General features: G+C 59.8%; 26 protein-coding genes. 10 read left to right on the forward strand and 16 right to left on the reverse strand.

Translation table 11 applies throughout. From position 1 onward, the window contains the following. Positions 1–47 precede the first annotated feature (47 nt). From ACPF7Z_RS12415 to ACPF7Z_RS12430, 4 genes are all read left to right on the forward strand, one after another. Entirely contained in the window at positions 48–1,496 is a 1,449-nt protein-coding gene (locus ACPF7Z_RS12415; protein ID WP_425193564.1) for an NCS1 family nucleobase:cation symporter-1, read from the forward strand. A gap of 180 nt (positions 1,497–1,676) precedes the next feature. Continuing rightward, complete coding sequence (locus ACPF7Z_RS12420) at positions 1,677–1,970, forward strand: BrnT family toxin (protein ID WP_425193565.1); 294 nt, start codon at positions 1,677–1,679, stop codon at positions 1,968–1,970. After that, positions 1,963–2,172 (forward strand): BrnA antitoxin family protein, encoded by a 210-nt coding sequence (locus tag ACPF7Z_RS12425; RefSeq protein ID WP_425193566.1) that lies wholly within the window; start codon positions 1,963–1,965, stop codon positions 2,170–2,172. The genes ACPF7Z_RS12420 and ACPF7Z_RS12425 overlap by 8 nt, the downstream gene beginning before the upstream one ends. A gap of 160 nt (positions 2,173–2,332) precedes the next feature. Beyond that, a complete protein-coding gene (locus ACPF7Z_RS12430; protein WP_425193567.1) occupies positions 2,333–2,557 on the forward strand; it encodes an addiction module protein in 225 nt (74 codons plus the stop codon). Between the two features lie 484 nt (positions 2,558–3,041). Here ACPF7Z_RS12430 and ACPF7Z_RS12435 read toward each other — a convergent pair whose 3' ends face one another. From ACPF7Z_RS12435 to uraH, 3 genes are all read right to left on the reverse strand, one after another. Beyond that, positions 3,042–3,785, reverse strand: a complete 744-nt coding sequence (locus ACPF7Z_RS12435) for a GntR family transcriptional regulator (RefSeq protein ID WP_425193568.1) — start codon at positions 3,783–3,785, stop codon at positions 3,042–3,044. A 97-nt stretch (positions 3,786–3,882) separates the two neighbouring features. Next, entirely contained in the window at positions 3,883–5,166 is a 1,284-nt protein-coding gene (locus ACPF7Z_RS12440; protein WP_425193569.1) for a urate hydroxylase PuuD, read from the reverse strand. A 57-nt stretch (positions 5,167–5,223) separates the two neighbouring features. After that, entirely contained in the window at positions 5,224–5,577 is a 354-nt protein-coding gene (gene uraH / locus ACPF7Z_RS12445) for a hydroxyisourate hydrolase (protein ID WP_425193570.1), read from the reverse strand. Between the two features lie 182 nt (positions 5,578–5,759). On the opposite strand from uraH, the gene uraD reads away from it, so the two are divergent. Next, entirely contained in the window at positions 5,760–6,287 is a 528-nt protein-coding gene (uraD, locus tag ACPF7Z_RS12450; protein WP_425193571.1) for a 2-oxo-4-hydroxy-4-carboxy-5-ureidoimidazoline decarboxylase, read from the forward strand. A 117-nt stretch (positions 6,288–6,404) separates the two neighbouring features. After that, positions 6,405–7,247 (forward strand): IclR family transcriptional regulator domain-containing protein, encoded by an 843-nt coding sequence (locus tag ACPF7Z_RS12455; RefSeq protein ID WP_425193572.1) that lies wholly within the window; start codon positions 6,405–6,407, stop codon positions 7,245–7,247. Between the two features lie 36 nt (positions 7,248–7,283). Here ACPF7Z_RS12455 and ACPF7Z_RS12460 read toward each other — a convergent pair whose 3' ends face one another. Next, positions 7,284–7,727: a hypothetical protein gene (locus ACPF7Z_RS12460; protein ID WP_425193573.1), complete on the reverse strand. Its 444-nt coding sequence runs from the start codon at positions 7,725–7,727 to the stop codon at positions 7,284–7,286. A gap of 73 nt (positions 7,728–7,800) precedes the next feature. Then, positions 7,801–9,102 (reverse strand): dihydroorotase, encoded by a 1,302-nt coding sequence (locus ACPF7Z_RS12465; protein ID WP_425193574.1) that lies wholly within the window; start codon positions 9,100–9,102, stop codon positions 7,801–7,803. A 297-nt stretch (positions 9,103–9,399) separates the two neighbouring features. Between ACPF7Z_RS12465 and ACPF7Z_RS12470 the strand changes: the two genes are divergently transcribed. Then, entirely contained in the window at positions 9,400–10,539 is a 1,140-nt protein-coding gene (locus ACPF7Z_RS12470; protein ID WP_425193575.1) for a DUF3734 domain-containing protein, read from the forward strand. 243 nt (positions 10,540–10,782) lie between these two features. Here ACPF7Z_RS12470 and ACPF7Z_RS12475 read toward each other — a convergent pair whose 3' ends face one another. The 11 genes from ACPF7Z_RS12475 to ACPF7Z_RS12525 all read right to left on the reverse strand — a co-directional run bounded on the left by ACPF7Z_RS12475 (position 10,783) and on the right by ACPF7Z_RS12525 (position 18,646). Next, positions 10,783–11,238, reverse strand: a complete 456-nt coding sequence (locus tag ACPF7Z_RS12475) for an N-acetyltransferase family protein (RefSeq protein ID WP_425193576.1) — start codon at positions 11,236–11,238, stop codon at positions 10,783–10,785. 153 nt (positions 11,239–11,391) lie between these two features. Further along, complete coding sequence (locus tag ACPF7Z_RS12480) at positions 11,392–12,246, reverse strand: SDR family oxidoreductase (protein WP_425193577.1); 855 nt, start codon at positions 12,244–12,246, stop codon at positions 11,392–11,394. A gap of 135 nt (positions 12,247–12,381) precedes the next feature. Then, entirely contained in the window at positions 12,382–13,377 is a 996-nt protein-coding gene (locus ACPF7Z_RS12485) for an aspartate carbamoyltransferase catalytic subunit (RefSeq protein ID WP_425193636.1), read from the reverse strand. After that, positions 13,377–13,898, reverse strand: coding sequence for a bifunctional pyr operon transcriptional regulator/uracil phosphoribosyltransferase PyrR (pyrR, locus tag ACPF7Z_RS12490; protein WP_425193578.1), 522 nt, complete (start codon positions 13,896–13,898; stop codon positions 13,377–13,379). Before pyrR ends, ACPF7Z_RS12485 begins: the two co-directional genes overlap by 1 nt. Before the next feature lie 27 nt (positions 13,899–13,925). Then, the gene (ruvX, locus tag ACPF7Z_RS12495; RefSeq protein WP_425193579.1) at positions 13,926–14,381 is read right to left on the reverse strand and encodes a Holliday junction resolvase RuvX; all 456 of its coding nucleotides are present in this window, start codon (positions 14,379–14,381) and stop codon (positions 13,926–13,928) included. Next, on the reverse strand, positions 14,381–14,938 hold the full coding sequence (locus ACPF7Z_RS12500; RefSeq protein ID WP_425193580.1) for a YqgE/AlgH family protein: 558 nt from the start codon (positions 14,936–14,938) through the stop codon (positions 14,381–14,383). The genes ruvX and ACPF7Z_RS12500 overlap by 1 nt, the downstream gene beginning before the upstream one ends. Positions 14,939–14,952: 14 nt before the next feature. Next, positions 14,953–15,894 (reverse strand): energy transducer TonB family protein, encoded by a 942-nt coding sequence (locus ACPF7Z_RS12505; RefSeq protein ID WP_425193581.1) that lies wholly within the window; start codon positions 15,892–15,894, stop codon positions 14,953–14,955. A gap of 24 nt (positions 15,895–15,918) precedes the next feature. Then, positions 15,919–16,875 (reverse strand): glutathione synthase, encoded by a 957-nt coding sequence (gene gshB, locus ACPF7Z_RS12510; protein WP_425193582.1) that lies wholly within the window; start codon positions 16,873–16,875, stop codon positions 15,919–15,921. Between the two features lie 66 nt (positions 16,876–16,941). Continuing rightward, positions 16,942–17,667, reverse strand: a complete 726-nt coding sequence (locus ACPF7Z_RS12515) for a 16S rRNA (uracil(1498)-N(3))-methyltransferase (protein WP_425193583.1) — start codon at positions 17,665–17,667, stop codon at positions 16,942–16,944. A 5-nt stretch (positions 17,668–17,672) separates the two neighbouring features. Further along, entirely contained in the window at positions 17,673–18,161 is a 489-nt protein-coding gene (gene secB, locus ACPF7Z_RS12520; protein ID WP_425193584.1) for a protein-export chaperone SecB, read from the reverse strand. A gap of 65 nt (positions 18,162–18,226) precedes the next feature. After that, positions 18,227–18,646 (reverse strand): rhodanese-like domain-containing protein, encoded by a 420-nt coding sequence (locus tag ACPF7Z_RS12525; RefSeq protein ID WP_425193585.1) that lies wholly within the window; start codon positions 18,644–18,646, stop codon positions 18,227–18,229. 224 nt (positions 18,647–18,870) lie between these two features. Between ACPF7Z_RS12525 and gpmI the strand changes: the two genes are divergently transcribed. From gpmI to ACPF7Z_RS12540, 3 genes are all read left to right on the forward strand, one after another. Next, a complete protein-coding gene (gene gpmI, locus ACPF7Z_RS12530) occupies positions 18,871–20,445 on the forward strand; it encodes a 2,3-bisphosphoglycerate-independent phosphoglycerate mutase (protein WP_425193586.1) in 1,575 nt (524 codons plus the stop codon). Positions 20,446–20,453: 8 nt separating this feature from the next. Continuing rightward, positions 20,454–21,605: a murein hydrolase activator EnvC family protein gene (locus ACPF7Z_RS12535; protein WP_425193587.1), complete on the forward strand. Its 1,152-nt coding sequence runs from the start codon at positions 20,454–20,456 to the stop codon at positions 21,603–21,605. A gap of 107 nt (positions 21,606–21,712) precedes the next feature. Next, the gene (locus tag ACPF7Z_RS12540) at positions 21,713–22,999 is read left to right on the forward strand and encodes a S41 family peptidase (protein ID WP_425193588.1); all 1,287 of its coding nucleotides are present in this window, start codon (positions 21,713–21,715) and stop codon (positions 22,997–22,999) included. The last annotated feature ends 88 nt before the right edge of the window (positions 23,000–23,087 follow it).

Raw genomic sequence — 23,087 nt, forward strand, 5'->3', positions numbered from 1 at the left:
ATTCAAAGCAAGAACGAGATCAATAACCAACAAGACAGGTGCTTTTCATGCACGACGACGAACTGAAGATTACACGACTCGACCCCTCGCTCTATAACGAGGACCTGGCACCGATCCCCCATGGCAAGCGTAGCTGGGGCTGGTTCGAGATCTTCAATGTTTGGTCGAACGATATTCAAAGCCTGTTCGGCTACTCCCTGGCAGCATCGCTGTTCATCATCTACGGCCTGAACGGCTGGGCGGTGATGGCGGCGATCATTCTGGCCGGCTTCATAGTGATGGTGCTGGTCAACTTGAGCGGCAAGCCCAGTGTCAAGTACGGCATTCCGTTTCCCGTGATGGTGCGCGCCAGCATGGGGGTACGTGGTGCCAACCTGCCGGCGTTGCTGCGTGCCATCGTGGGCATCTTCTGGTATGGCGTTCAGACCTATTTTGCCTCGACCGCGGTGGCACTGCTGTTGACCGCGCTGTTCGGCGATCCCGGCGGTCAGTTCCTGGGGCTCTCCGCCATCGGCTGGCTGGCCTTCGTGATCGTCTGGCTGTTTCAGTTGGCGATCTTCTGGGCCGGTATCGAGCGCATCAAGCACTTCCTCAACTGGGCCGGCCCGCTGGTCTATGTGGTCATGGTAGTGCTGATGATCATCGTCTGGGTCAAGGCCGGAGACGAGCTGTTGCCGGCAATCGATACCATCTTCAGCAACAGCGGCGACTATGAAGGCAGCGACCTGAGCGCCTTCCTGGCGATCACCGGCACCATGATCGCCTACTTTGCCGCGGTAGTGATCAACTTCGGTGACTTCACCCGCTTCGTGCGTAGCGAGCGCGAGATGAAGCTGGGCAATCTGCTGGGCCTGCCGCTCAACGTGGCGTTCTTCTCCTTCATTGCGCTGATCATCACCGCCGGCACCGTGGCACTGTTCGGCGACGCGCTGATCAATCCCTCGGAGATCATCGAGCGGGTCGATTCCCTGCCGCTGACCCTGATCGCCGCCATCACCTTCTTCGCCGCCACCGTAGGCATCAACCTGGTGGCCAACTTCATTCCCCCGGCTTACGATCTGGCCAACCTCTTCCCAAGCAAGATCAGCTTTCGCATCGGCGGCCTGATCACGGCGATCATCGCCTTCTTCGTCGGTGCCCTGTGGCTTGCGGTGATCAGTCGCATCGGCATTCCAGGCTTCGTCAATGTACTGGGCGCCGTCGTGGCGCCGTTCTACGGCATCATCGTGGTGGACTACTATCTGATCCGGCGCCAACAGCTGAACATTCAAGACATGTTCTCATCCGAGCCCGGCAGCACCTACTATTATGACAAGGGCTGGAACCGCAAGGCATTGACCGCCTTCGCCTTCGCCGCGCTGTTTTCCGTCTCGTCGGTGTGGATACCCACCCTGGCGGCCCTGGACGGCTATGCCTGGCTGATAGGCGCGGGGCTCGGCGGGCTATTCTACTGGGGCTTGATGGGCAAGGAGCGCAAGCGCCTGGCCCAGGCCTGAGAAGCGACAAGGGCCTCGCCGACAGTGTCGGCGAGGCCTTTTTTATACGGCGCTATTGATTTTGCAAAACGTGCCAGCATGCGAATTCTGCACAGGCTGCCAGAGCTTACTACCCAATACCTGTCAGCGGTATCTGGATCGGTTTCTTGATAATAATTATAATATAATTACACTGTAATTATGAGCCATTACTCTTTTGACTGGGATCCCCGCAAGGATGCCGCTAATCGCAAGAAGCATGACGTCTCGTTCCAGGAGGCCAAAACTGCCTTTACGGATGAATTCGCACGTCTTATAGCTGACCCAGACCATTCTGAAGAGGAGGACCGGTTCATTCTCCTCGGTACGAGCATCCATTCTCGCTTGTTGGTGGTGTGCCACTGCGTTAGAGACGGTGAGATGATTCGAATCATCTCTGCCCGTAAGGCGAATAGGCGAGAAAGACAAACTTATGAAGGGTACAGACATGCGTGATCATTACGACTTTTCCGAGTCCGTCAAGAACCCATACGCCAAGAAGTTAAAGCAGCAGGTTACGATCCGGCTGGATGAGGATACCGTTGCATACTTCAAGAATCTTGCAGAGAAAAAAGATATTCCGTATCAGAGCCTTATAAATCTCTACCTGCGTGACTGCGCGCAGTCACGTAAGGATCTAAAGATTGAATGGCAGTGAACCGTTGCGGCTTCTGACGGACCGGCAAAAGTTCGGGCCAAAAAGCGACCTTTACTTTTACCTGCCGCAGAGCCGGACGTTATAGCGAAAAAACCAACTCGTGGCACCCGGTACCCAACCGTGTCAAAATTGAGTGATGCGCGAACGAGAGGTTTGGCTCATGAATCTCCAGAAAATTGAAGACGAGGCGCTCCACCTACCAAAAGAGGAGCGAGCGCAATTGATCCAGCGACTGGTATTGAGCCTGGAGTCTCCGTCAGATAAAGAGCTCAGGTCTGATTGGTTGCTTGAAGCTCGGCGTAGAAGCGAAGAGCTCGATGATGGCTCAGTTCAGGCCGTGTCGGGTGAGGATGTCATGAGGAAGGCTAGAGCACTGATCAAGTGAACTATTCTTTTCACCCGGCAGCGGAAGCCGAGTTCCTGGAATCAGTCGGTTACTACGAGTCGAAGGTTCCAGGATTGGGTAGTGCCTTTATAGAGGAATTTGAAGCTCTGGCTGTATTGATCGGCGAATCGCCAGAAGCTTGGCAAATCAAATTAGAGCCAGACATTCGCAGAGCTCCCTTTCACCGATTCCCGCTATCAATCGTCTATAGAGAAAAGCCTGGAGGTTTTCAGGTTTTGGCTGTTGCTCATGACCGGCGACGCCCGTATTACTGGCTTGGCAGGCTTTAACCGAGCGCTGTGTAGTGAGTAATCTTGGTGGATGTGGCTGTATGAATCGCCCCGAGCGAAGGGATATTCGCGAAGCTCTGGAAAGTTCAAGCGCAATGAGTTTCCATTACGGAATTCAAGCAACAAACGCAACACCACTGCAGCGTAAACGGGTAAGCCGCTTACGCAACACCGACCAAGCGCCGTATAGCCAGTCAAGGCGAGAAAATATGGTGCAGGTCCGGCACCTCGTTCTCCTCCTCGACGATGGAAAGCGAGGCTTCGATGGCCTTGAGATGGCGCCCCATGAAGGCCGTGGCACGCTCACCCTCCCCCGCCTCCAGGAGGTTGATCAGCTCGTCGTGGTCATGGGATTCGCACCCCAGATGACCAGACGTGCCGTAGACGGCGAGAATCAACGAAGAGCGTGAGCACAGATGTCCGACAAACTCGGCGATTACCGAATTATCAGAAAGTCGCGCCAGCCGAGTGTGGAATTCCGCCGAGAGTTTGATTGCGACACTTTGCTCGCCACTTTTCAGCGCCTTTCGCTCACGGGCGGCGAGCTCCCGTAGATCACGGGCCTCGGCGCTCGTCATGTGCCGGGCAATATCCTGCATGATGCCGCATTCCACCAATTGGCGCGTGGCAAACACGTCCCGGGCTTCTTCCGCGGTGGGGCGCGTGACGCTGGCCCCGCGTCGCGGGGTCAGTGTCACCAGATGCTCGAGGGCCAGGCGTTGCAGTATCTTGCGGATACCGGTGCGGCTCACTCCGAACACGTCGGCCAGGGCATCTTCCCGCAGACGAGCACCGGGGCGCAGCCGGTGCTCGATGATGGCATCGCTGATGGTGTGGTAGATGGCGTCGTGGCGCTTGGCGCCGTCACCATCCTTACCCTTCTTGCGCCCACCCGCTCTGACAGGTTTATGCTCGTGCAGTACCTCCTGCTGGCTCATGGCTCTTCCTCGTCTGAGCAACTCCCGAACGCCCATTGTATACGCTTTGAAGGATGCCGGCAGTCGCCCGCCCCCCTTGGCTATTGATGGCGGCAATTTATAGCGGTTCCGGCTTCCAGGCAGCGATCGCGGCGCGCTCTTCGTCGGTGATCTTGGTGATATTGCCCAGCGGCATATAGCCACTCGCCACCACCTGCTTGACCATCTGCGCTTGTATCGTCGTGTGGCGCTCGCTATCCAATATGATGCCCGCCGGGGCCGCAGCAAAACCCGCATGGGAAGGTTGCTTGGCGTGACACTGAACACAGCGCTCATTCATGATGGTTTGAATCTGCTCGATGCCGATGTCTCCGCCGGCGCTGGCCGTGGCCATTCCGCCGTCACTACCGGTTTCGGCCGCGCCGTTGCCATTCGCCGATGCGGTAGGCTGGCTTGCCGGTGCGGTAGATTGGGTGCTTGGCGCGGCAACCCATACCGCCAGCAGTATCAGCGCCACGCCAGCAGCCGGATAGGCGGGTCGGATATTGCCCTGGTGCATGAGCACGAAGAACTGGCGAATCAGCGCACCGGCAAAGATGAATAGCGCCATGATGACCCAGGCGTAGTCATGGGTATACATGAACGAGTAGTGGTTGCTGAGCATCAACAGCACCACCGGCAGGGTAAAGTAGGTATTGTGTACCGAACGCTGTTTGCCGCGTTTGCCATCGATGGGGTTGGGGGTTTCACCCGCTTTCATGGCCTTGACCATGCGCCGCTGTCCGGGAATGATCCAGAAGAACACATTGGCGGACATGGCGGTGGCCATTACCGCACCGGTCAACAGAAACGCAGCGCGTCCGGCGAAAAGATGCACGCTGAGATAGGACACCACCACCATCATCACCGCCACGGCGATGCTCAATACACCATCACGTTCCATGTTGGGACTGATGCGCTTACACAATTCGTTGTAGATGACCCAGCCCAACAACAGGAACAGCACAGCAGCAACATTGGCCTGCCAGCCCGCCATGTTGGCGGCCCATTCCCAACTACTCGACGGATTGACCAGATAGATGCTGGGGCTGGCCAGATACAGGAGCGCAAACAGGGCAAAACCGGAAAGCCAGGTGGTATAGGCCTTCCAGAACGACCAGTGCAGATCGTCCGGCAGTTTTGCCGGCGCGGTGGCGTACTTCTGATTATGATAGAAACCACCGCCGTGCACGGCCCACATCTCGCCGAATACACCTTTCTGCTTGTCTTCCGCCGCCCGGGGCGACTTCAGACCATTGTCCAGCATGACAAAGTAGATGGATTCGCCGATCCAGGCGATCGCCGCGATAACATGTAGCCAGCGCAGCAGCATGTTGCCGAATTCCAGTAGATAGGCTTCCATGAGTGAACTCTCATCGTATGTGATTGTTGTCGATCGGTCGGGGAGGGGCCGATGCTGTCAGCTACCGCGATAGGTCGAATAGCTATAGGGCGATAACAGTAGCGGCACGTGATAATGCTCTTCCGCATTGGCGACACCGAAGCGCAGCGGAATATGATCGAGGAAGCGCGGTTTATCACCGGCTACCTGCTGCCTATCCAGATACTCGCCGGCATGGAACAAAAGCTCGTATTCTCCAGCGATGAAATCCGTGCCTTCGAGAATCGGTGCATCACAGCGACCATCGTCGTTGGTGACCACTTCCCCCAGTCGGATGCGAGCCTCTCCCTCCAGACGAAATATCTCGATCCGCAGGCCATTGCCTGGGCGGCCCTGGGCGGTGTCCAGCACATGTGTTGTCAGGCGTCCCATATTGTTGTGCTCCTAAGGTTGGGCTAAGAATGCAATGAGCAGTATGATAGATATCCTCACTGGCTGAATACAGTTTTATCGCTAAAAGAAATACATTTCAAAGTTTTTTTGTATACATTATTGTTCTATTTTGTCATACAACAACGTCAAGGCGCTTTATTTTCCATGACAGGAGCCATCTCATGACCACTGCATATCTCTCGCCTCGCCCCAGCGCCCTGGATCGAGATACCTTCGTCGCTCAGTATGGCGATATCTATGAGCACTCTGCCTGGGTCGCCGAACAGGCTTGGGACAAAGGACTTGAGGAAGAGCAGGACACTCCCCTAGGGCTTGCCATCGTCATGAGTGCAATTCTTGCCAACGCCCCGGCCGAGCGCCAACTGGAGGTGATTCGTGCCCACCCGGACCTCGCCGGCAAGGCGGCCAAGAGCGGCGAACTGACCGACGATTCGACTCGCGAACAGGCCGGTGCCGGACTTGACCAGTGCTCCCCGGAAGAATTCGAACGCTTTCATCGCTACAACGAAGCCTATAAGTCGCGCTTTGGCTTTCCCTTCGTGATGGCAGTCAAGGGCAGTGATCGTCACAAGATTCTGGCCGCCTTCGAAACGCGCCTCGAGCACTCCCCGGAGGAGGAGCGGCGCACCGCCATCGAGCAGATCAATCAGATCGCCCGCTTTCGTTTAGAGGATCGTGCAACTGGTTAATTTCCAATGCCTGGTCAATCTTGAAAGCGTAATGGAAACCTTTTCCGTAATGGCGGACAGCCATTACGGGAGCGTGTATGCTTAGACGTCATGAAACTCGCAGTGAGGAGAGCGAGCGTGGCAGAGAGCAAACGCAAACCGGTGGGGCGCCCAGCGGGTCCCGCCACCAAAGGGGGTGGCGGCCATAGTCAATCGCTGGTACGTGGATTGACGATTCTCGAGGAGCTGGCGGCCACTCCCGCAGGGCTGGGCCTTTCCGATATTGCGCAGATCGTAGGGCTGGCGCCTTCCACGACCCATCGGCTACTTCAGGCGTTGTACAAGCAAGGCTTTATTACCCAGGACGCCGATCTTGGTTTATGGAAGATCGGCGTCAAGACCTTTCAGATCGGCAATACCTTCCTTGAAGCGCGGGATTATGTCGCCACGGCGCGCCCCTTCCTGCGTCAATTGACCCAGGAAAGTGGTGAAACCGCCAATATGGGCATTCGCGACGATGGCATGGCGGTGTTTCTTGCCCAGAGCGAATCGCCTCAGATGATGCGCATGATCACTCGACTGGGGTCTCGCGCCCCGCTACACGCCTCGGGCATCGGCAAGGCGCTACTCGCTTGGCTACCGGAACGCGAGATCGAACGCATCCTGCAGACTCGCGGCCTCAACCGGGTGACGGAGAATACCCTGGATACGCCTGCCCGCTTACATCAGGGCCTGGCGCAAATTCGCCGCCAAGGCTATGCCTGTGATCGCCAGGAGCATGCTATCGGACTCAATTGCGTGGCCGCGTCGATTCACGATGAGCATGGCGCGCCCCTGGCGGCCATTTCGGTCTCGGGCCCGGTAGCACGCATTCCCGAATCGCGTCTTGTGGAACTTGGCGGCCTGGTAGGACGTGCTGCCCGCGAGATCACGCTGCAGATTGGAGGTCGCCTACCTCAGCTCGAAGAGGCCACGCAGTAGGCCTGCGTTCTTTTCCAAGAGCAAAGGAGCGTGCCATCATTCGAGAAGATCGACCGCATCCTGGGCGATCGTCTCGGCACTGGGGCAGAAGGCACCACAGGCCGCGGCATCCGCATGACTGCGCAGCACCTGCCAACAACGCCCTTTAATCGGGCATCCATGGCAGGCCTTGCGCAATGCCGCCAGCGTTTCGGCGCGGGTGTCGTAATCCTCTTCCGTCAGGCCGAAACGCGCAAGCATGGCCGGCAATAGCGTTCTGGCCGCGTCGAACGTGGGTAAAGTGTCTTGGGACAGAATGGCCTCGACGGCACGCTCGAAATTTGGATTCAACGGTGCTTCAAGATCGCTGATCAACTCATTGAGTGCCACGGGTTCCAGCAGTGCCATTTGGTGCACGATGCCAGGCCCCTGAACATGCTCCGTGAAACTCTCGCGGGCGTCCGAGTTTGGCGCTTGTGGGGAATGCCGTTGAGTGGTCATGGTACATCTCCTGTTGATGTCCCTGAGTATCAACGACCTGGCAAATCACTCATTGATTCGCATCAATGTAGCGTCAATCCTTCACGCTGAAGCGTATCTTCCCACCCCCTAGGGTCAACACACAGCGCCCACTCACTGACTGGCCCAATAGAGGCGTATTCAGTCCCGCCGAGTGAAGTGTCGTGCTCTCCGGCGTCCAACGACGCGTCGGATCGAAGACGGCCAGATCTGCCACCTCACCTGGCTGTAGGCTGCCGGGCTGCAGACCCAGTACTCGAGCCGGCCCCAGAGTAAGACAATCGATCAACCGGGGCAGGTCGAAGGCTCCTTCCTCGATCAGAGTCTGACCTTGGGCCCAAACAGTTTCCAGGCTGCTCATGCCCGGCTCCGAGGCCGCAAAGGGGGCCATCTTGGCCGCCTGCTCGTGAGGCAGATGACCACTGACGATGGCATCGATCACACCATGCTTCACGCCGTCGCGCAAAGCGTCACGGTCTGCCCCGGTGCGTAGCGGGGGTTGCAGATGAAAGCGAGTATCGAAGCCTTCCAGGGCGGCATCGCTCCAATGTAAATGGGCCATGGTCACATCACAGGTCACTGGCAACCCACGCTGCTTGGCGTCCTCGATCAACATGACGCTGCGCGCACAGGAGAGATGGGCGGCATGAGCGCGCACGCCGGTCTGCTCGATCAGCAATAGCCACTGGGCCAACGCCGTGGTCTCGGCGGTAGTGGGGATGCCGGGCAACCCCAGCCGCGAAGCCACACTGCCCTCGTGGGCGCAGCCACCCGTCGCTAGCGCCGCGTCTTCGGGATGAAAGATCACGGGAATGTCGAAGGTCGCGGCATATTCCAGGCAGCGGCGCAGTACCCGCGTATCCGCCAGTGGTCGGCGCAGATTGGTCAGAGCTACGCACCCCGCGCTCTTGAGACCGGCCATGTTGGCCAGCAATTGGCCTTCCAATCCTTGGGTCAATGCCCCCAGGGGAATCAGATGCACTCCATCGATTTCGGCGGCGCGATCGCGCAGGGTGCGTACATGAGCCGCACTATCGAGTACCGGGCTGGTGTCCGGACGTGGCGCGATACGCGTATAGCCGCCCGCCAGAGCGGCGGCGGATTCACTGTCGAGACTGCCCTTGTAGCGTGGTCCCGGCTCGCGCAAGTGGGCGCCGATATCGACAAGCCCTGGAGTGATCACGCAGCCACTGACATCTCGATGCAAAAGCGATGCTTTCTCGGCATGCTCGAGCGTCACGATCCGCCCCGCCTCGATCGCCAGATCGAGGCGGGTATCGACACCACTGGCAGGATCGATCAGACGGGCACCGGTGAGAAGAACGGAGGCAGGAATAACGGAACTATCGGCACTCATGGCGGCTCTCTTGATCGATAATGATTGGTGGCAATAGCTGACATCATGCGGCCTCGTCGGGCGAGACCGGCAACAGTATAACGTAGCCGCCTCGTCATGAATTCACGACGCGTTCTTTGCATCCAGGCAGCCACGCGCAGACAACCGAGCATCACCATGGCCAGGGCATTTGTCCGATCGTTGGATCCGATTGACGGTTGATCAAGCCATGAAAATAAAGTCTGCAACCTTTCATTACGCGAAACATACAGACGCATTTAGTTAGCCTGCTACTTTTGAGAAAGGAGGAGAAATCCTATGACAAAAAATGAAGAAGCGCTTTCGGACGACATCGATCAGGCCCCCGATAACAAGGAGCGTCATACCGCTCTAGTATTACAGGGCGGCGGCGCCCTGGGCGCCTATCAGGCCGGTGCCTATGAGGCATTGATGGAAAACGGCTATACCCCGAACTGGGTGGCGGGTATCTCCATCGGCAGTATCAATGCAGCCATCATCGCCGGCAATCCGCCGGATCAGCGTATCGAGAAGCTACGCGCCTTCTGGGAAAAGATTACCGCGACCCTGAATCTGTCGGCACCGAGCGGGGATTTTCCCCGTGGGCTGTTCAATGCCTACAATGCCTGGGCCGTGATGCTTCTTGGCGTCTCCTCGTTCTTCAAGCCGCGCTTCCCTCAGCCGTTCCTGCTGTTCAGTGGCGCGCAAGGCGCGACCAGTTTCTACGATACGTCGCCGCTATACGATACCTTGGAAGCCCTGATCGACTTCGACCGCATCAACACCGGAGAAACCCGCTTGTCTCTAGGGGCCGTCAATATCGAAACGGGCAATTTCATCTACTTCGACAATGCTCGCCAACGCATCGGCCCCGAGCACGTCATGGCCAGCGGCGCTCTGCCCCCGGCGTTGCCGCCGGTGGAGGTGGACGGCGAGTTCTACTGGGATGGCGGCCTGGTCTCGAATACGCCGCTCAGTCATGTGCTGCAACAGTCCAGGGACAGGGACATGCTGATATTCCAGATCGATCTGTGGAATGCCCGGGGCACCGTGCCGCGCAATCTGCTGGAAGTCCAGGACAGACAAAAGGAGATCAGCTATTCGAGCCGCACTCGAACGGTGACCGATGCCTATCGCCGCGAACTGGAATTGCGTCGGGCCATTGCCGAGATTGCCGAGCACTTGCCCGAGGCCACGCGCAGGGATCCGGCGCTGCAGGACTATCTTGCGCTGGGTGAACGTCGCAGCGTGGACATCGTGCATCTGATCTACAAGCGCAAGCGCTATGAATCCCTGGCCAAGGACTTCCAGTTTTCGCGCGCTTCCATGCAGGAGCATTGGCAGGACGGTTATCAGGACGTGACTCGCGAAATTGGGATGCCCGACTGGCTTGCACCTGTGGAGATGGACAAGGGAATCCGGGTCTTCGACCCTTACTGATCAACATAAGGAGAACGACATGACACCTGATGGAAAGGTAGCGGTTATCACCGGCAGGATCGGCGGCATCGGCTATCGGGTGGTCGAGCGTTTCGTCGAGACGGCGGACGGGTAGCCATCGCCGACGTGGACAGCGCGAGATCGTTTCGGTGCAACACATGCTCACGGCTCTGACGCTGCCGCTAGGAAGGGTTGTGCACGACTATCTGGCTTGACTGCTCCAACCTCCTTGGGCGGCCTCACTCACCTGAATTGGCTCAGTACCAACGAGTAATGCTCGAACGCGGTAATCTTCTGCCAGCCCAGGGACTCGTAGAGTGCTTTTGCAGCATGATTTTCCACCTGCGTGGCAAGGCGCATCTCACCGACACCGTTCGCTTCGCAATGGGAGCGGGCAGCCTCGAGCAAGGTTCGACCAACTCCCTGGCGGCGTGCCTTCTGAACGACGAACAGATCGTTGAGGATCCAGCGCTCGCCAAAGCGCACCGTATTCGGCGTCGGGAACAGCTGGGTAAACCCCAGCAGCCGATTCTGCTCATCAACGGCCAGCAGAATCACCGAATCCCTGCGCTCGAAACGTACCCTGAGGAAGTCCCGCGCTTGCTCCGAGTCAGGAGATTGCCTGTAGAAGTGGCGATAATCCTCGAGTAGCGGCAGCAGGGTATCGAGATCATCACTTGTCGCAAGACGGATTTGCATGCGAAAACTCCCCGGAAAAAGGTTCGACACGGCAGAAGCGGCCTTGCAACACGAGACGCTCGGGCAGCTTCGCACCTTGCCAATCGGGTACGACAGCACCAACCGACCCATTACTTGGAGAATGGCGGCTGCCATGATTCGATGAGTCGCCTGTCATGTATTCAGCACCACCCCGCCGTTGAGATGCAGCGTCTGGCCGGTCATGTAGGAGGATTCCTCGCAGGCCAGGTAGACGTAGGCCGGTCCCATCTCGCTGGGCTGTCCGGCGCGGTTCATGGGTACCTGACCACCGAAGCCCTGCACTTTCTCCTGGTCAAAGCTGGCCGGGATCAGCGGCGTCCATACCGGACCGGGGGCGACGGCGTTGACGCGAATGCCCTTGTCCACCAGAGAGACCGCCAGCGAGCGCATGAATCCCTGAATGGCCCCCTTGGTGGTGGTGTAGTCGATCAGGGTATTGTTGCCCTTGAAAGCGTTGATCGAAGAGGTGGCGATGATGGTGTCACCCTCACGCATGTGCGGCAAGGCTGCCTTGGCCATGTAGAAGTGGCTATGAATGTTGGTCTGGAAGGTGCGGTGCCACTGCTCGTCGGGGATCTGGGTGACATCGTCCCAGTCGTACTGCTCGGCGGCATTGTTCACCAGGATGTTGAGCTTGCCGAATTCTTTCAGCGCCCTATCGACGACTTCACGACAAAAGCCGGGATCACCGACGTCGCCTTTCAGAATAAGACAGCGACGCCCTTCCGCCTCGACCAGGGCCCGGGTGTCCTCGGCGTCGCGATCCTCGTCGAGGTAGACGAGCACGCAGTCGGCGCTCTCCCGGGCATAATGCAGGGCCACGGCGCGCCCGATGCCGCTGTCGCCACCGGTGATGATCGCCACCTTGTCCTTGAGCTTGTCGGCGCCACGATAGCTGGCGCGGATGAACTCCGGCTCGGGCCGCATGGCGTACTCGTCGCCGGGTTGCTTGTGCTGTTCCTGTGGGGGTTGCTGCTGATCCGTCATGTGCGGTCACTCCTGTGGTGCACTGAATGAGGGCCGGCGCCTGCATCCATCGGCGCCGGCTACCGTCGAGGATAGAATTAGCAAGATAGAAGAGCCCTGCCCGGTTCGACAAGCGTGGCCGCCAGTCGTCTGCCTCTAGCGTCGAGACCGCGCCTGGGTCTGCCCGCTGACCGCCATGGACAGCACCGCCATGCGCACGGCGATGCCGTTGGTGACCTGATCAAGAATCACCGCGCGCGATCCGTCGGCCACGGCGGACTCGATCTCGACCCCACGATTGATCGGCCCCGGGTGCATGACGATGGCCTCTGGGTGAGCCCAGGCCAGGCTCTCCTGAGTCAGGCCGTAATAGCGGTAGAACTCGCCCTCCGAGGGCAGCAGCGCGCCGTCCATACGCTCCTTTTGCAGGCGCAGGGCGATTACCACATCGACGTCCTGCAAGCCTTCCTCCAGGCGGGTGAAGACCCGGCAGCGCCAATCCTCGACGTCCACCGGCAGCAGGGTACGTGGTGCGATGACGCGAATTTCCGCCGCTCCCAGAGTGTTGAGCGCCAGCACCTGGGAGCGGGCCACCCGGGAGTGCAGGATGTCGCCGATGATCGCCACCTTGAGGTTCTCGAAAGCACCCTTGGCCCGGCGGATGGTCAGCATGTCGAGCATCGCCTGGGTGGGATGCGCATGGCGCCCGTCGCCGGCGTTGATGATCGCCACGTTGGGCGTGACCTGGCTGGCGATGAAGTGGGCGGCCCCGGAATCCGAATGACGCACCACGAAGGCATCCGCCTGCATCGCCTCGAGATTCTGCAGGGTGTCGAGCAGGGTTTCGCCCTTGGCGGTGGAGGAGGTCTGGATGTCCAAGTTGAGCACGTCCGCCGAGAGGCGCTTGGCGGCCAGCTCGAAGGTTGCCCGGGTACGGGTGGAGTTCTCGAAGAACAGATTGGCCACGGTGCGCCCGCGCAGCAGTGGCACCTTCTTGACCTGGGCATCCTGTACGCCACGAAAGCTGTCGGCGGTATCGAGGATTTCGGTCAACAGCGCCTTGGGCAGCCCTTCGATGTCGATGAAGTGGCGCAAACGGCCATCGCCGGTGAGCTGGACCCGGGCCGCGGCATTGGATGAGGTGGATGCGATCACGAGGCCTCCTGAGGACGCGGCACCAAAGACAGGGAAAGCGGCTCGGGCCCAGATAGCTTGACACGATCACCGGCAGCCAATTCGAGATGGGCACCGCAGATGTCCGGCTGGATCGGCAGCTCGCGGCCCGGCAGCGATATCAACGCGGCCAATAGCACGCAGCGCGGACGCCCGTAATCGAATAGCTCGTTGAGGGCGGCTCGGATGGTGCGCCCGGACATCACGACATCATCGACCAGTATCAGATCACGCTCGTTGACATCGAAGGGCAGGTGGCTGGTGCGAATGGTCTCCGGCAACCCCTGATGGCTGAAATCATCGCGCCAGAAACCAATGTCCAGCGTGCCCGGCATGGTGGACAAGGCCAGGCGTCGATGCAGGACATCGGCGATCCACACGCCACCGGTGTGAATACCCACTAGAGCGAGCCGCTGACGATCCAGGCCCCGCTCGCTGATGGCTGCCTCGAGCTCAGCGACCATGGCATCGAGCAGCGGTGGAATCTCGGGAAGTGTCATCTACGGGCAGTCCTTTTTCAAAAGAGGTTAGCGATAGGCTTCACGACCGGGCAAACCCTCGCGTTGGGCGAACCAGCCCTCGAGAATCAACTGGGCGGCCAGTCCGTCGACGCCGTCGTCGCGATAATTGCCACGATGCCCTGCTTCCCTGGCAATCGCCTTGGCCTCACGGGTCGAGCCCCGCTCGTCGACCATTTCACAGGGCTTGCCATAGCGCCCATAAAGGCGCTTGCCGAACTTGCGCGCCCGAGTACTCATCTCGGACTCGCTGCCATCCATGTTGAGCGGTAGCCCGACGACGAACAGATCCGGCCCCCACTCCTCTATCAGTTTCGAGACGGCATTCCAGTCGGGAATGCCGTCTCGGGCAGGCAACGGCGCAAGCGCCGTGGCCCTGGCCACAAGCTCATGCCCCACCGCCACGCCGATGCGCCGGGTGCCGAAGTCGAAGGCCAGCACCTGGCGACTACCCGAGCCTGACATCAGCTATGGCCCGCCTGACTGGTCATCAGATTCAGGTCGACCCCAAGAATCCCTGCCGCGGCGCTGAGGCGCTGCTCCGGTGGCAGATCGAAAAGCACGCCGGGCTGCGCTTCGACGGTCAGCCAGGTATTGTCCAGCAGCTCCTTCTCGAGCTGTCCCGCTTCCCAGCCACAGCAGCCCAGGCAGACCAGGAACTTCTCCGGTCCCTTGCCTGCGGCGATCGCCTGAAGCATGTCCATGGAGGTGGTCAGAGCGACATCATCGGACACCTGCAGGCTGGAATCCCAGGGTTGGCTGCTGCCAAGATGCAGAATAAAGCCACGATCCTTATGGGTCGGGCCACCGTAATGCACCGGCATGTTACGGGACTGACATTCCGAGGCGTCGAGATCGAGCTGCTCGAGCAGGTTATCCAGGGTCAGCTCCAATGGATGATTGACGATGACTCCCATGGTGCCATTATCGTCATGGTCACATAGAAAACTCAGGCTGCCGGCAAAATGGGGGTCTTCAAGATGCGGCATCGCCAGTAAGAAATGATTGCGAAAGCTTTGCATGGGCCTCCCTGGCGTCAATGCACGCCAAAACTATTGCCTTTCCCGAAGCGCCAGGTCCGCGTGATGGTCAGACTGTCGCGTCCGCCCATGCCCTGGTCGAAGGGACGATACGGTGCTGCCCCTTCTACCGTCTTCATCGCGGCCTGATCGAGTTCGGCATGTCCTGAGGATTGTATCACCTCTGCCTGGCGCAACTGACCATCACGACCGATTACCGCTCGAATGCGCAGCTGACCATCGAGCTCTGACGGCGCCGGATAATGGCGATTGCCGTAGGTCTCCACGCGACGCGTCCAGGCATCGATATAGCGCCTTTCAGCAGCCCGCTGGGCAGCCTGGCGCCTGGGGTCGGAATCACTACTATCGTTGCTGGCAGCCGGGGCGGAGAAGCCTTGTTGGCGCACGCTTTCACTGGCCTGGGCCAGTAGAGCCTGACCGCTGGGCACCGTGTTCCCGCGCGAGGAGTTAGTGGGTGTCTCGGGCACCGGAGGTTCCGACACAGGCTCGGGTGTTGGAGATGGTTCAGGCGTCGGCGATGTCTTGGGAGCCGTTGGCTCCGAGGTTGGTTCAGGAGTCGGCTTGGATGCCGGCTCCGGCTGCGCCGCAGGCGGTGGCTCGGTTGCGGTTTCCGAGTCACTCGGTTCAGGTGCCGGCGTGGGTGCCTCTAGTAGCGGCGGCGTTTCGACTTGAGGAATGGGCTCCGTTGCCTTGCTATCGGTCACTGTTTCACTAGCTTCAGCAACCGCCTGTGCCGCTCCGGGCTCGACAGCGACCTGGGTCGCGAGCATCACGTCGAGACTCGTCGGCGCCTTCATGGTGGGCGTTGGAGCCAACCGCCACTGAGCCAGTCCGCCGATGACGATCGCATGCAAGAGTATCGCCACGACCCAGGCCAGAAGCGTGCGATGACGCCGGCCGATCGGCGCCTTGAGCGAGAAATCGAGGGGTGTCGCCATAGCCGCGTCTTGCGTCTTATACCATCAGCCCAGACGGCGTAGAATGGCGTCCATCAGCAAACCGGCGATATCGGTACCACGCTGATCATCGATCTCGCGCACGCAGGTCGGGCTGGTGACGTTGATTTCGGTGATGTAGTCGCCGATCACATCGAGGCCGACGAACATCAACCCCTTGGCGATCAGCGTCGGCCGGACCTGCTCGATCAGCCAGTGGTCGCGCTTGGTCAGCTCACGACTGACGCCCTGGGCGCCTGCCGCCAGATTACCACGCGTCTCGCCGGCCATCGGCACTCGCGCCAGGCCGTAGGGTACCGGCTCACCGTCGATCAGCAGAATACGGGTGTCGCCGTTCTTGATTTCGGGAATATAGCGCTGGACCATGATCTGGCGTTGACCCCGTTCGCTGAGCTGCTCGATCACCGCACCGATATTGCGCCCTTCCGGGCCGATATGGAAGATGCCGCTACCGCCCATCCCATCCAGCGGCTTGAAGATCACATCACCCTGCTTTTCGTGGAAGCTGCGCAGTACGCGGTCACTGCTGGACACCACACAGGGCACGCTGCATTGCGGAAACTGTTGAGCAAAAAGCTTTTCATTGCACTCGAGCAGTGCCTGAGTGGGGTTGACGATCAACACCCCTTCGCGCTCGGCGAAACCAAGCAGATAGACCGCATTGACGAAATGATCGTTCACCGGCGGGTCCTTGCGCATCAGGATCACATCGAGCTCGGCCAGCGGCGTCGCCTTGGATTCACCCAGCCGGTACCAATGCTCAGGATCGCGATAGACCTCGAGATCGCTTAGACGCGCCATGGCGCGGCCATTGTCCAGGAAAAGATCCTCCTGCTCCATGTAATGCAGCGACCAGCCTCGGTCCTGGGCGGCCCACAGCATGGCCAGGGTGGTGTCCTTCTTGTAGGTAATGTCCGCGATGGGATCCATCACCACACCGATCTTGAGGGCGCGTTGGCTCATGATTCACTCTTTGAGAAGGGAATGATGCGTACAAGTATGACCCAGCGCCAAGGCTAGACCAAGGCGCTAGAGGTCGCCGAAATAATGCTGCAGCAAACTCAGCGCGACGACCGGGGCGGTTTCGGTACGCAGGACGCGCGGACCAAGGGACAGCGCCGTGAAGCCGGCATGCCGAGCACGGATGACTTCTTCTTCGGCAAGCCCGCCCTCGGGGCCTATCAACAGGGCGGCTTCGTTAACGTCGCGGCTCTCTTTCCAAGGGGACTGGGTAGCCGGATGCAGCACCAGGCGCAGCGGTTCCTCTCGCTCACTCAGCCAATCGCCTAGAGAACGGGGCGGGTGTATCGTCGGCAAGGTGGCACGGCCGCACTGCTCACAAGCGCTGATGGCCACACCCCGCCAATGGGTGTGCTTCTTCGCCTCGCGCTCGCCTTTTAGCCGTACATCGCCATGCTCGGTATACAGTGGCGTAATGACGGCGACACCCAGCTCGACGGCCTTCTGGATGGCGTAGTCCATGCGATCGCCCTTGGAGATCGCCTGTCCCAGATGCACTTTCAGTGGCGACTCCCCCCGACCCGGCGAGACGGTATTCACGCATGCCACGACTCGTTTACGCCCCACCTCGACGAGTTCGGCGGCGGCCTCATGGCCACGCCCGTCGAACAACACAAGCGCTGCCCCCTCGCGCTGGCGCAATACCGTCACGATATGTCGGGCGGCGCCCTCGGGCAGAATCAGCTCGCCACCCGGCTCGAGCGGCGCATCGATATGGATCCGCGGGCCGCTCATTGCCGTTACTGGGTGTTCTCGTTGCCCTCGGCTTGACGCTGTTTCTTCTGGGCGTACATGGCCTCGAAGTTCACCGGTGCCAGCATCAGCGGAGGGAAGCTGCCACGGCTGACCAGGTTGTCGACGCACTCCCGGGCATAGGGAAACAGCACGTTGGGGCAGAAGGCGCCCAAGGTATGATCCAACTGCTCGCCTTGAAGCCCGGTGATGCGGAATAGGCCACCCTGCTCGATCTCGGCCAGGAAACAGGTATTACCCGTCTCGCTGTGATTGATCTGAGCGGTTACCTTGACCACCACCTCGTAGAGATCTTCGCCGATCTGGGTGCTGTGAGTGCCTAGATCGACATTGACCTTGGGCTTGAAGGCCTCCTGGAACACCTGGGGCGAATTCGGCGACTCAAACGAGATATCCTTGATATAGATACGCTGCAGGGCGAACTGCAACTGCTGCTGATTCTGACCTTGTGCAGACTGATTGTTCTCTTCCGCCATGGTGAAGCTCCCTTGTAGAACCTTGTATGAACTTACATAAACTCGTGTGAACGCTCAGGAGTCGTTTACTTCCTGACCACAGGCAGATTGTCGGCCTGCCACTGTGCCATCCCGCCCTTGAGCTTGGACACTCGCTCAAAGCCGGCCTTGGTCAGCTTGGCCACGGCAGTGCCCGAGGCCTGTCCGTGCTTGCAGGCCACAATGACCGGCTTGTCCTTGAATTTGTCCAGCTCTTTCATCCGCTCGTCGAGCTTGCTCTGGGGGATATTGCGCGCACCGGCAATATGGCCGGCCTTGAAGTCGTTGGCATCGCGAATATCGACGACCACGGCATCCTCGCGATTGATCAAGGTAGTGGCCTGGCTGGCATCGACACCGTGATTACCGCGCTTGAACTCGTAGGCGAGCCAGGCCGCGAGCACAGCAATGAAGGCACCCACCAGAAGTGGATGGTTCTGAATGAATTCGAACAACTGATCGATCATGGGTCCGTATAGCTCTTGTTGAAGTCGGCGGCACGTTTAAATAGCGCGCCTAGTATACACAAGCCATCGCCGGACGTCCGTCCCCCACACCCCTTTGAGATGGTTGTAACGCCGGGCACTCCCTAAGGTATGATGACATCAATGAACATGAGTCGCGAAACGGATGCGCGCCTTTCACACCGTGCGGCAAGCCCAGACAACGCTATATTACGAGGCACTTTTTCATGCCGGATACTCCTACTTCACGCCCACGCCCGGTGGCATTGGTCATTCTCGATGGCTACGGCCATAGCGAAAACCCCGAGCACAATGCGATTCTTGCCGCCGACACACCGGTAATGGATGACCTGAAAAGACGCTACCCCAATGGCCTGGTGCATACCGATGGCAAGTTCGTCGGTCTGCCCCAAGGGCAGATGGGCAACTCCGAGGTCGGCCACATGAATCTCGGGGCGGGACGCATCGTCTATCAAGATTTCACCCGCATCACCAAGGCTATCGAAGATAACGAACTGGGCGATATCCCCGCTCTGATCGGCCCGATCGATACCGCCGTCGAATCCGGCAGTGCCGTGCATCTGCTGGGCCTGCTCTCCCCCGGCGGCGTGCACAGTCACGAGGATCATATCCTGGCCATGGCCGAGCTGGCCGCCCAGCGCGGCGCCAAGAAGATTTACGTGCACGCCTTTCTCGATGGTCGCGACACACCGCCGCAAAGTGCTCAAGGCTCCCTCGAGCGCACCAACGACAAGCTAGCTGAGCTGGTCGGCCGGGACAATGGCTTCGTCGCCTCGATCATCGGCCGTTACTTCGCCATGGATCGCGACAATCGCTGGGATCGGGTCGAAAAGGCCTACCGGGTGATCACCCAGGGCGAAGGCGAACATATCGCCGACTCCGCCGAGGCTGGCCTTTCCGCCGCCTATGAACGCGGCGAAACCGACGAGTTCGTCACCGCCACCAGCATTCGCCCGACCGGCGACGTCGTTACCATGGCAGACGGCGATGCCGCCATTTTCATGAATTTCCGTGCCGATCGCGCCCGGGAACTGACCCGCGCCTTCGTCGAGGACGACTTCGACGGTTTCACTCGTCAGGCGAGACCCAAGCTCGCCGGTCGAGGACTGGTGATGCTGACAGAGTACGCCGCGGACATCCCCGCCGACTGCGCGTTTCCGCCTAGTGAACTGCACAATACCCTGGGCGAAGTGGTCTCCAATCGCGGCCTGACCCAGCTACGTATCGCGGAAACCGAGAAGTACGCCCACGTCACCTTCTTCTTCTCCGGGGGGCGTGAAGAAGAGTACCCCGGAGAAACTCGGGAGTTGATTCCTTCGCCTCAGGACGTCAAGACCTATGACGAGAAGCCAGAGATGAGTGCGGAGGAAGTGACCGACCGGCTCGTGGCGGCCATCGACGCAGGCAGCTTTGATTTAATCGTGTGCAACTACGCCAACGGCGACATGGTCGGCCACACCGGCAAGCTCGACGCCGCGGTCAAGGCGGTGGAGACGCTCGATAAATGCGTCGGCCGGGTCGTCGAGGCGATCGAACGCGCGGGCGGCGAATGCCTGATCACGGCGGATCACGGCAACGCCGAACAGATGGTCAACCCCGAGACCGGTGCGCCCCAGACCGCCCACACGACCTTCGAGGTGCCACTGATCTACGTGACGCAGCGCCAGGCCACTCTCAAGGAAGGCGGGCGCCTGTGCGATATTGCACCGACTTTGTTGACCATGATGGATGAAGCGATCCCCGATGAGATGACCGGCAACGCGCTGGTCGACTATTCCTGATCTCGGTGATGTCTGGCAGGCTTTACCGCACCTTCGCACTCGTCTGCATGCTGCTGCTTGCCCAAGGCCATCCGCTGGCCCTGGGCCAAACCAGTGAGCGCAAGGCCGAGGCACGAGTCGATGCGATCAGTCGTGACATCCAGGCACTGGCCAAGCGCCTGGATAGCACCCGCGAGGCGCGCAGTGATGCCAGCCGCCAGCTCGAAGAGGTCGAAACGGCGCTCGCTGATACCCACCACCGCCTCGATCAACTCCAGGCGGAACGGCGTGATCTCGATGAGGAAATAGACACGCTCGAGCAGCGCCGCAAGGCGTTGCATCGCGAGCGCGACGAACAGCGTCGGGCCCTGGCGACTCAGATACAGGCGCTTTACCGGCTGGGACGCTCGCCGCAACTCAAATTACTCCTCAACCAGGACGAACCGGCGCGCCTCGATCGACTACAGACCTATCTCAATCGCCTTTCCCAGGCGCGTAGCGAACGCATCGATGCCCTGGCACGTCTGGACACGCAATTAGCCGAGAACCGAACCTCCCTGGCCCAGCGCCGCGAACGCCTCAACGATCTGATGGGGGAGCTCGAGACTCAAAGCGCGGCATTGATCAAACGTACCCGGGAGCGAGAAGCACTACTCGCCAAGCTCGACGCCCGCTACAGTGACGAGAAATCCCGCCTGGCGCAGCTCGACGAGGATCGTACCCAGGCTGAACGGGTGCTCGAGCAGGTGCGCGAGGAACTCAAACGGCTCGATGAGCCGCCGCCCTCCACCGCCATTGCCGATACCAAGGGCACGTTGCCTTGGCCGGTGCAGGGAAAGGTGCTGTCTGCCTTTGGCGATGGTGAAGGCGTCAACCGCAATGGGCTGGTGATCGCTGCCGCCGAAGGCACGCCCATCGAGGCCATTCACCCTGGGCGGGTGGTGTTCGCCGACTGGATGCGCGGCTTCGGCAACCTGCTGATTCTCGATCATGGTGATGACATCATGTCGCTTTACGCCCATGTTCAGAGTTTTGAGGTCGGTGTGGGGGCTCGCGTTGAACAAAACGACGTCATCGCTGCCGTAGGCAATACCGGTGGTCGCCCGCGTCCAGCGCTCTATTTCGAAGTACGTCGTGCGGGCAAGCCAATCAATCCGCGTCAGTGGGTGGGTCAGCGATGATGGCTGACAGGCGACCGCAAGACGCGATGACCAAGTTATGACGGTAGCGCCGCCCTTGGGGTGACGCTATGCTGATCCCCTTTGTTTGCTGCGATGTGAGAGAAAGAATGCGCCATCCTCGCCTGACCTGGCTACTTTTTGCCCTGCTGATCGGACTTTCACCGGTTGCTTTCAGCGCCCCGGAGCAGCGGGCCGACGACGACTTGCCAGTGGCGGATATCCAAACCTTCGCCGAGGTATTCGAACGCATCAAGCGGGCCTATGTCGACGAGGTGGACGACTCGACCCTGCTGCGCAATGCCATGCGCGGCATGCTCGGCGAGCTCGATCCCCACTCCACCTATCTTTCCAGCAAGGATTTCGAGGCGCTGCGCGAATCCACCGAAGGCGAGTTTGGCGGCATCGGTATTGAAGTGGGCTTGCAGGATGGTCAGCTCACGATCATCGCCCCCATCGACGACACTCCGGCAGCAGAAGCAGGCCTTCAGCCCCGGGACGCCATACTGCGTATCGATGGCAAGATCACCGATCGTCTCTCTCTCGAAGAAGCGGTGACGCTGATGCGCGGCGAGCCGGGCTCCGAGATCGAGATCACCATCCTGCGTGATGGGGAGAACACGCCGCGCACGGTCACCCTGACCCGCGAGATCATCCGCAACGAAAGCGTGAAAAGCGAAATCCTCGAGCCCGGTTACGGCTATTTGCGCATCAGCCAGTTCCAGAACAGCACCGGCAAGCAGGTACGCGACGCCCTGGCGAAGCTATCAAAGAAAGCGCCTTTGGATGGTTTGATCCTCGATTTGCGCAATAACCCGGGCGGTGTGCTGGATAGCGCCATCGAAGTGGCGGACGCCTTCCTCGATAGCGGTCTGGTCGTGTACACCGAAGGCCGACTCCCGGACAGTGACATGCGCTTCAGCGCCACACCCAGCACCGCCGCCCCGGACGTACCGATGGTGGTGCTCATCAACGGCGGCAGCGCCTCCGCGGCGGAAATCGTTGCCGGCGCCCTGCAGGATCAACGCCGCGCCGTGATCATGGGCACCACCAGCTTCGGCAAGGGCTCGGTGCAACAGGTCATGCCCCTGGGCAACGGCGACGGCGTAAAATTGACCACCGCACTCTATTTCACTCCGGAGGGCCGCTCGATTCAGGCCAAGGGCATCGCCCCGGACGTGGAAGTGGTTCGTGGCCGCCTGGAAGTGGCCGAAGGCAACGACTTCGGCATTCGAGAATCGGATCTCAGCGGGCGTCTGGCCAATCCCAACGGAGGCCAGGAACCCTCTTCATCCGCCGGCAAAGAGCCGGTCAAGGATTATCAGCTGGGCGAGGCCCTCAATCTGCTCAAGGCGCTCAACGTGCTCGATCGGCGACCGAGTAATCAGGGCGGCTAGGCTAAGCAAGGGACTCGCCTCGACCGCTCGAAGCCACACACCTACGAGTACTTGCGATGGAGGGGCAGCCCTCTATCGCATCTTGCAC

This window comes from Halomonas sp. GXIMD04776, assembly GCF_049808615.1.
Taxonomy (GTDB): domain Bacteria; phylum Pseudomonadota; class Gammaproteobacteria; order Pseudomonadales; family Halomonadaceae; genus Modicisalibacter.

Bases quoted from the DNA above. Each gene is read 5' to 3' on its own strand.
- ACPF7Z_RS12415 (WP_425193564.1), top strand. From the start codon at position 48: ATGCACGACGACGAACTGAAGATTACACGACTCGACCCCTCGCTCTAT.
- ACPF7Z_RS12420 (WP_425193565.1), top strand. From the start codon at position 1,677: ATGAGCCATTACTCTTTTGACTGGGATCCCCGCAAGGATGCCGCTAAT.
- ACPF7Z_RS12425 (WP_425193566.1), top strand. From the start codon at position 1,963: ATGCGTGATCATTACGACTTTTCCGAGTCCGTCAAGAACCCATACGCC.
- ACPF7Z_RS12430 (WP_425193567.1), top strand. From the start codon at position 2,333: ATGAATCTCCAGAAAATTGAAGACGAGGCGCTCCACCTACCAAAAGAG.
- ACPF7Z_RS12435 (WP_425193568.1), bottom strand. From the start codon at position 3,785: ATGAGCCAGCAGGAGGTACTGCACGAGCATAAACCTGTCAGAGCGGGT.
- ACPF7Z_RS12440 (WP_425193569.1), bottom strand. From the start codon at position 5,166: ATGGAAGCCTATCTACTGGAATTCGGCAACATGCTGCTGCGCTGGCTA.
- uraH (WP_425193570.1), bottom strand. From the start codon at position 5,577: ATGGGACGCCTGACAACACATGTGCTGGACACCGCCCAGGGCCGCCCA.
- uraD (WP_425193571.1), top strand. From the start codon at position 5,760: ATGACCACTGCATATCTCTCGCCTCGCCCCAGCGCCCTGGATCGAGAT.
- ACPF7Z_RS12460 (WP_425193573.1), bottom strand. From the start codon at position 7,727: ATGACCACTCAACGGCATTCCCCACAAGCGCCAAACTCGGACGCCCGC.
- ACPF7Z_RS12465 (WP_425193574.1), bottom strand. From the start codon at position 9,102: ATGAGTGCCGATAGTTCCGTTATTCCTGCCTCCGTTCTTCTCACCGGT.
- ACPF7Z_RS12470 (WP_425193575.1), top strand. From the start codon at position 9,400: ATGACAAAAAATGAAGAAGCGCTTTCGGACGACATCGATCAGGCCCCC.
- ACPF7Z_RS12475 (WP_425193576.1), bottom strand. From the start codon at position 11,238: ATGCAAATCCGTCTTGCGACAAGTGATGATCTCGATACCCTGCTGCCG.
- ACPF7Z_RS12480 (WP_425193577.1), bottom strand. From the start codon at position 12,246: ATGACGGATCAGCAGCAACCCCCACAGGAACAGCACAAGCAACCCGGC.
- pyrR (WP_425193578.1), bottom strand. From the start codon at position 13,898: ATGACACTTCCCGAGATTCCACCGCTGCTCGATGCCATGGTCGCTGAG.
- ruvX (WP_425193579.1), bottom strand. From the start codon at position 14,381: ATGTCAGGCTCGGGTAGTCGCCAGGTGCTGGCCTTCGACTTCGGCACC.
- ACPF7Z_RS12500 (WP_425193580.1), bottom strand. From the start codon at position 14,938: ATGCAAAGCTTTCGCAATCATTTCTTACTGGCGATGCCGCATCTTGAA.
- ACPF7Z_RS12505 (WP_425193581.1), bottom strand. From the start codon at position 15,894: ATGGCGACACCCCTCGATTTCTCGCTCAAGGCGCCGATCGGCCGGCGT.
- gshB (WP_425193582.1), bottom strand. From the start codon at position 16,875: ATGAGCCAACGCGCCCTCAAGATCGGTGTGGTGATGGATCCCATCGCG.
- ACPF7Z_RS12515 (WP_425193583.1), bottom strand. From the start codon at position 17,667: ATGAGCGGCCCGCGGATCCATATCGATGCGCCGCTCGAGCCGGGTGGC.
- secB (WP_425193584.1), bottom strand. From the start codon at position 18,161: ATGGCGGAAGAGAACAATCAGTCTGCACAAGGTCAGAATCAGCAGCAG.
- ACPF7Z_RS12525 (WP_425193585.1), bottom strand. From the start codon at position 18,646: ATGATCGATCAGTTGTTCGAATTCATTCAGAACCATCCACTTCTGGTG.
- gpmI (WP_425193586.1), top strand. From the start codon at position 18,871: ATGCCGGATACTCCTACTTCACGCCCACGCCCGGTGGCATTGGTCATT.
- ACPF7Z_RS12535 (WP_425193587.1), top strand. From the start codon at position 20,454: ATGTCTGGCAGGCTTTACCGCACCTTCGCACTCGTCTGCATGCTGCTG.
- ACPF7Z_RS12540 (WP_425193588.1), top strand. From the start codon at position 21,713: ATGCGCCATCCTCGCCTGACCTGGCTACTTTTTGCCCTGCTGATCGGA.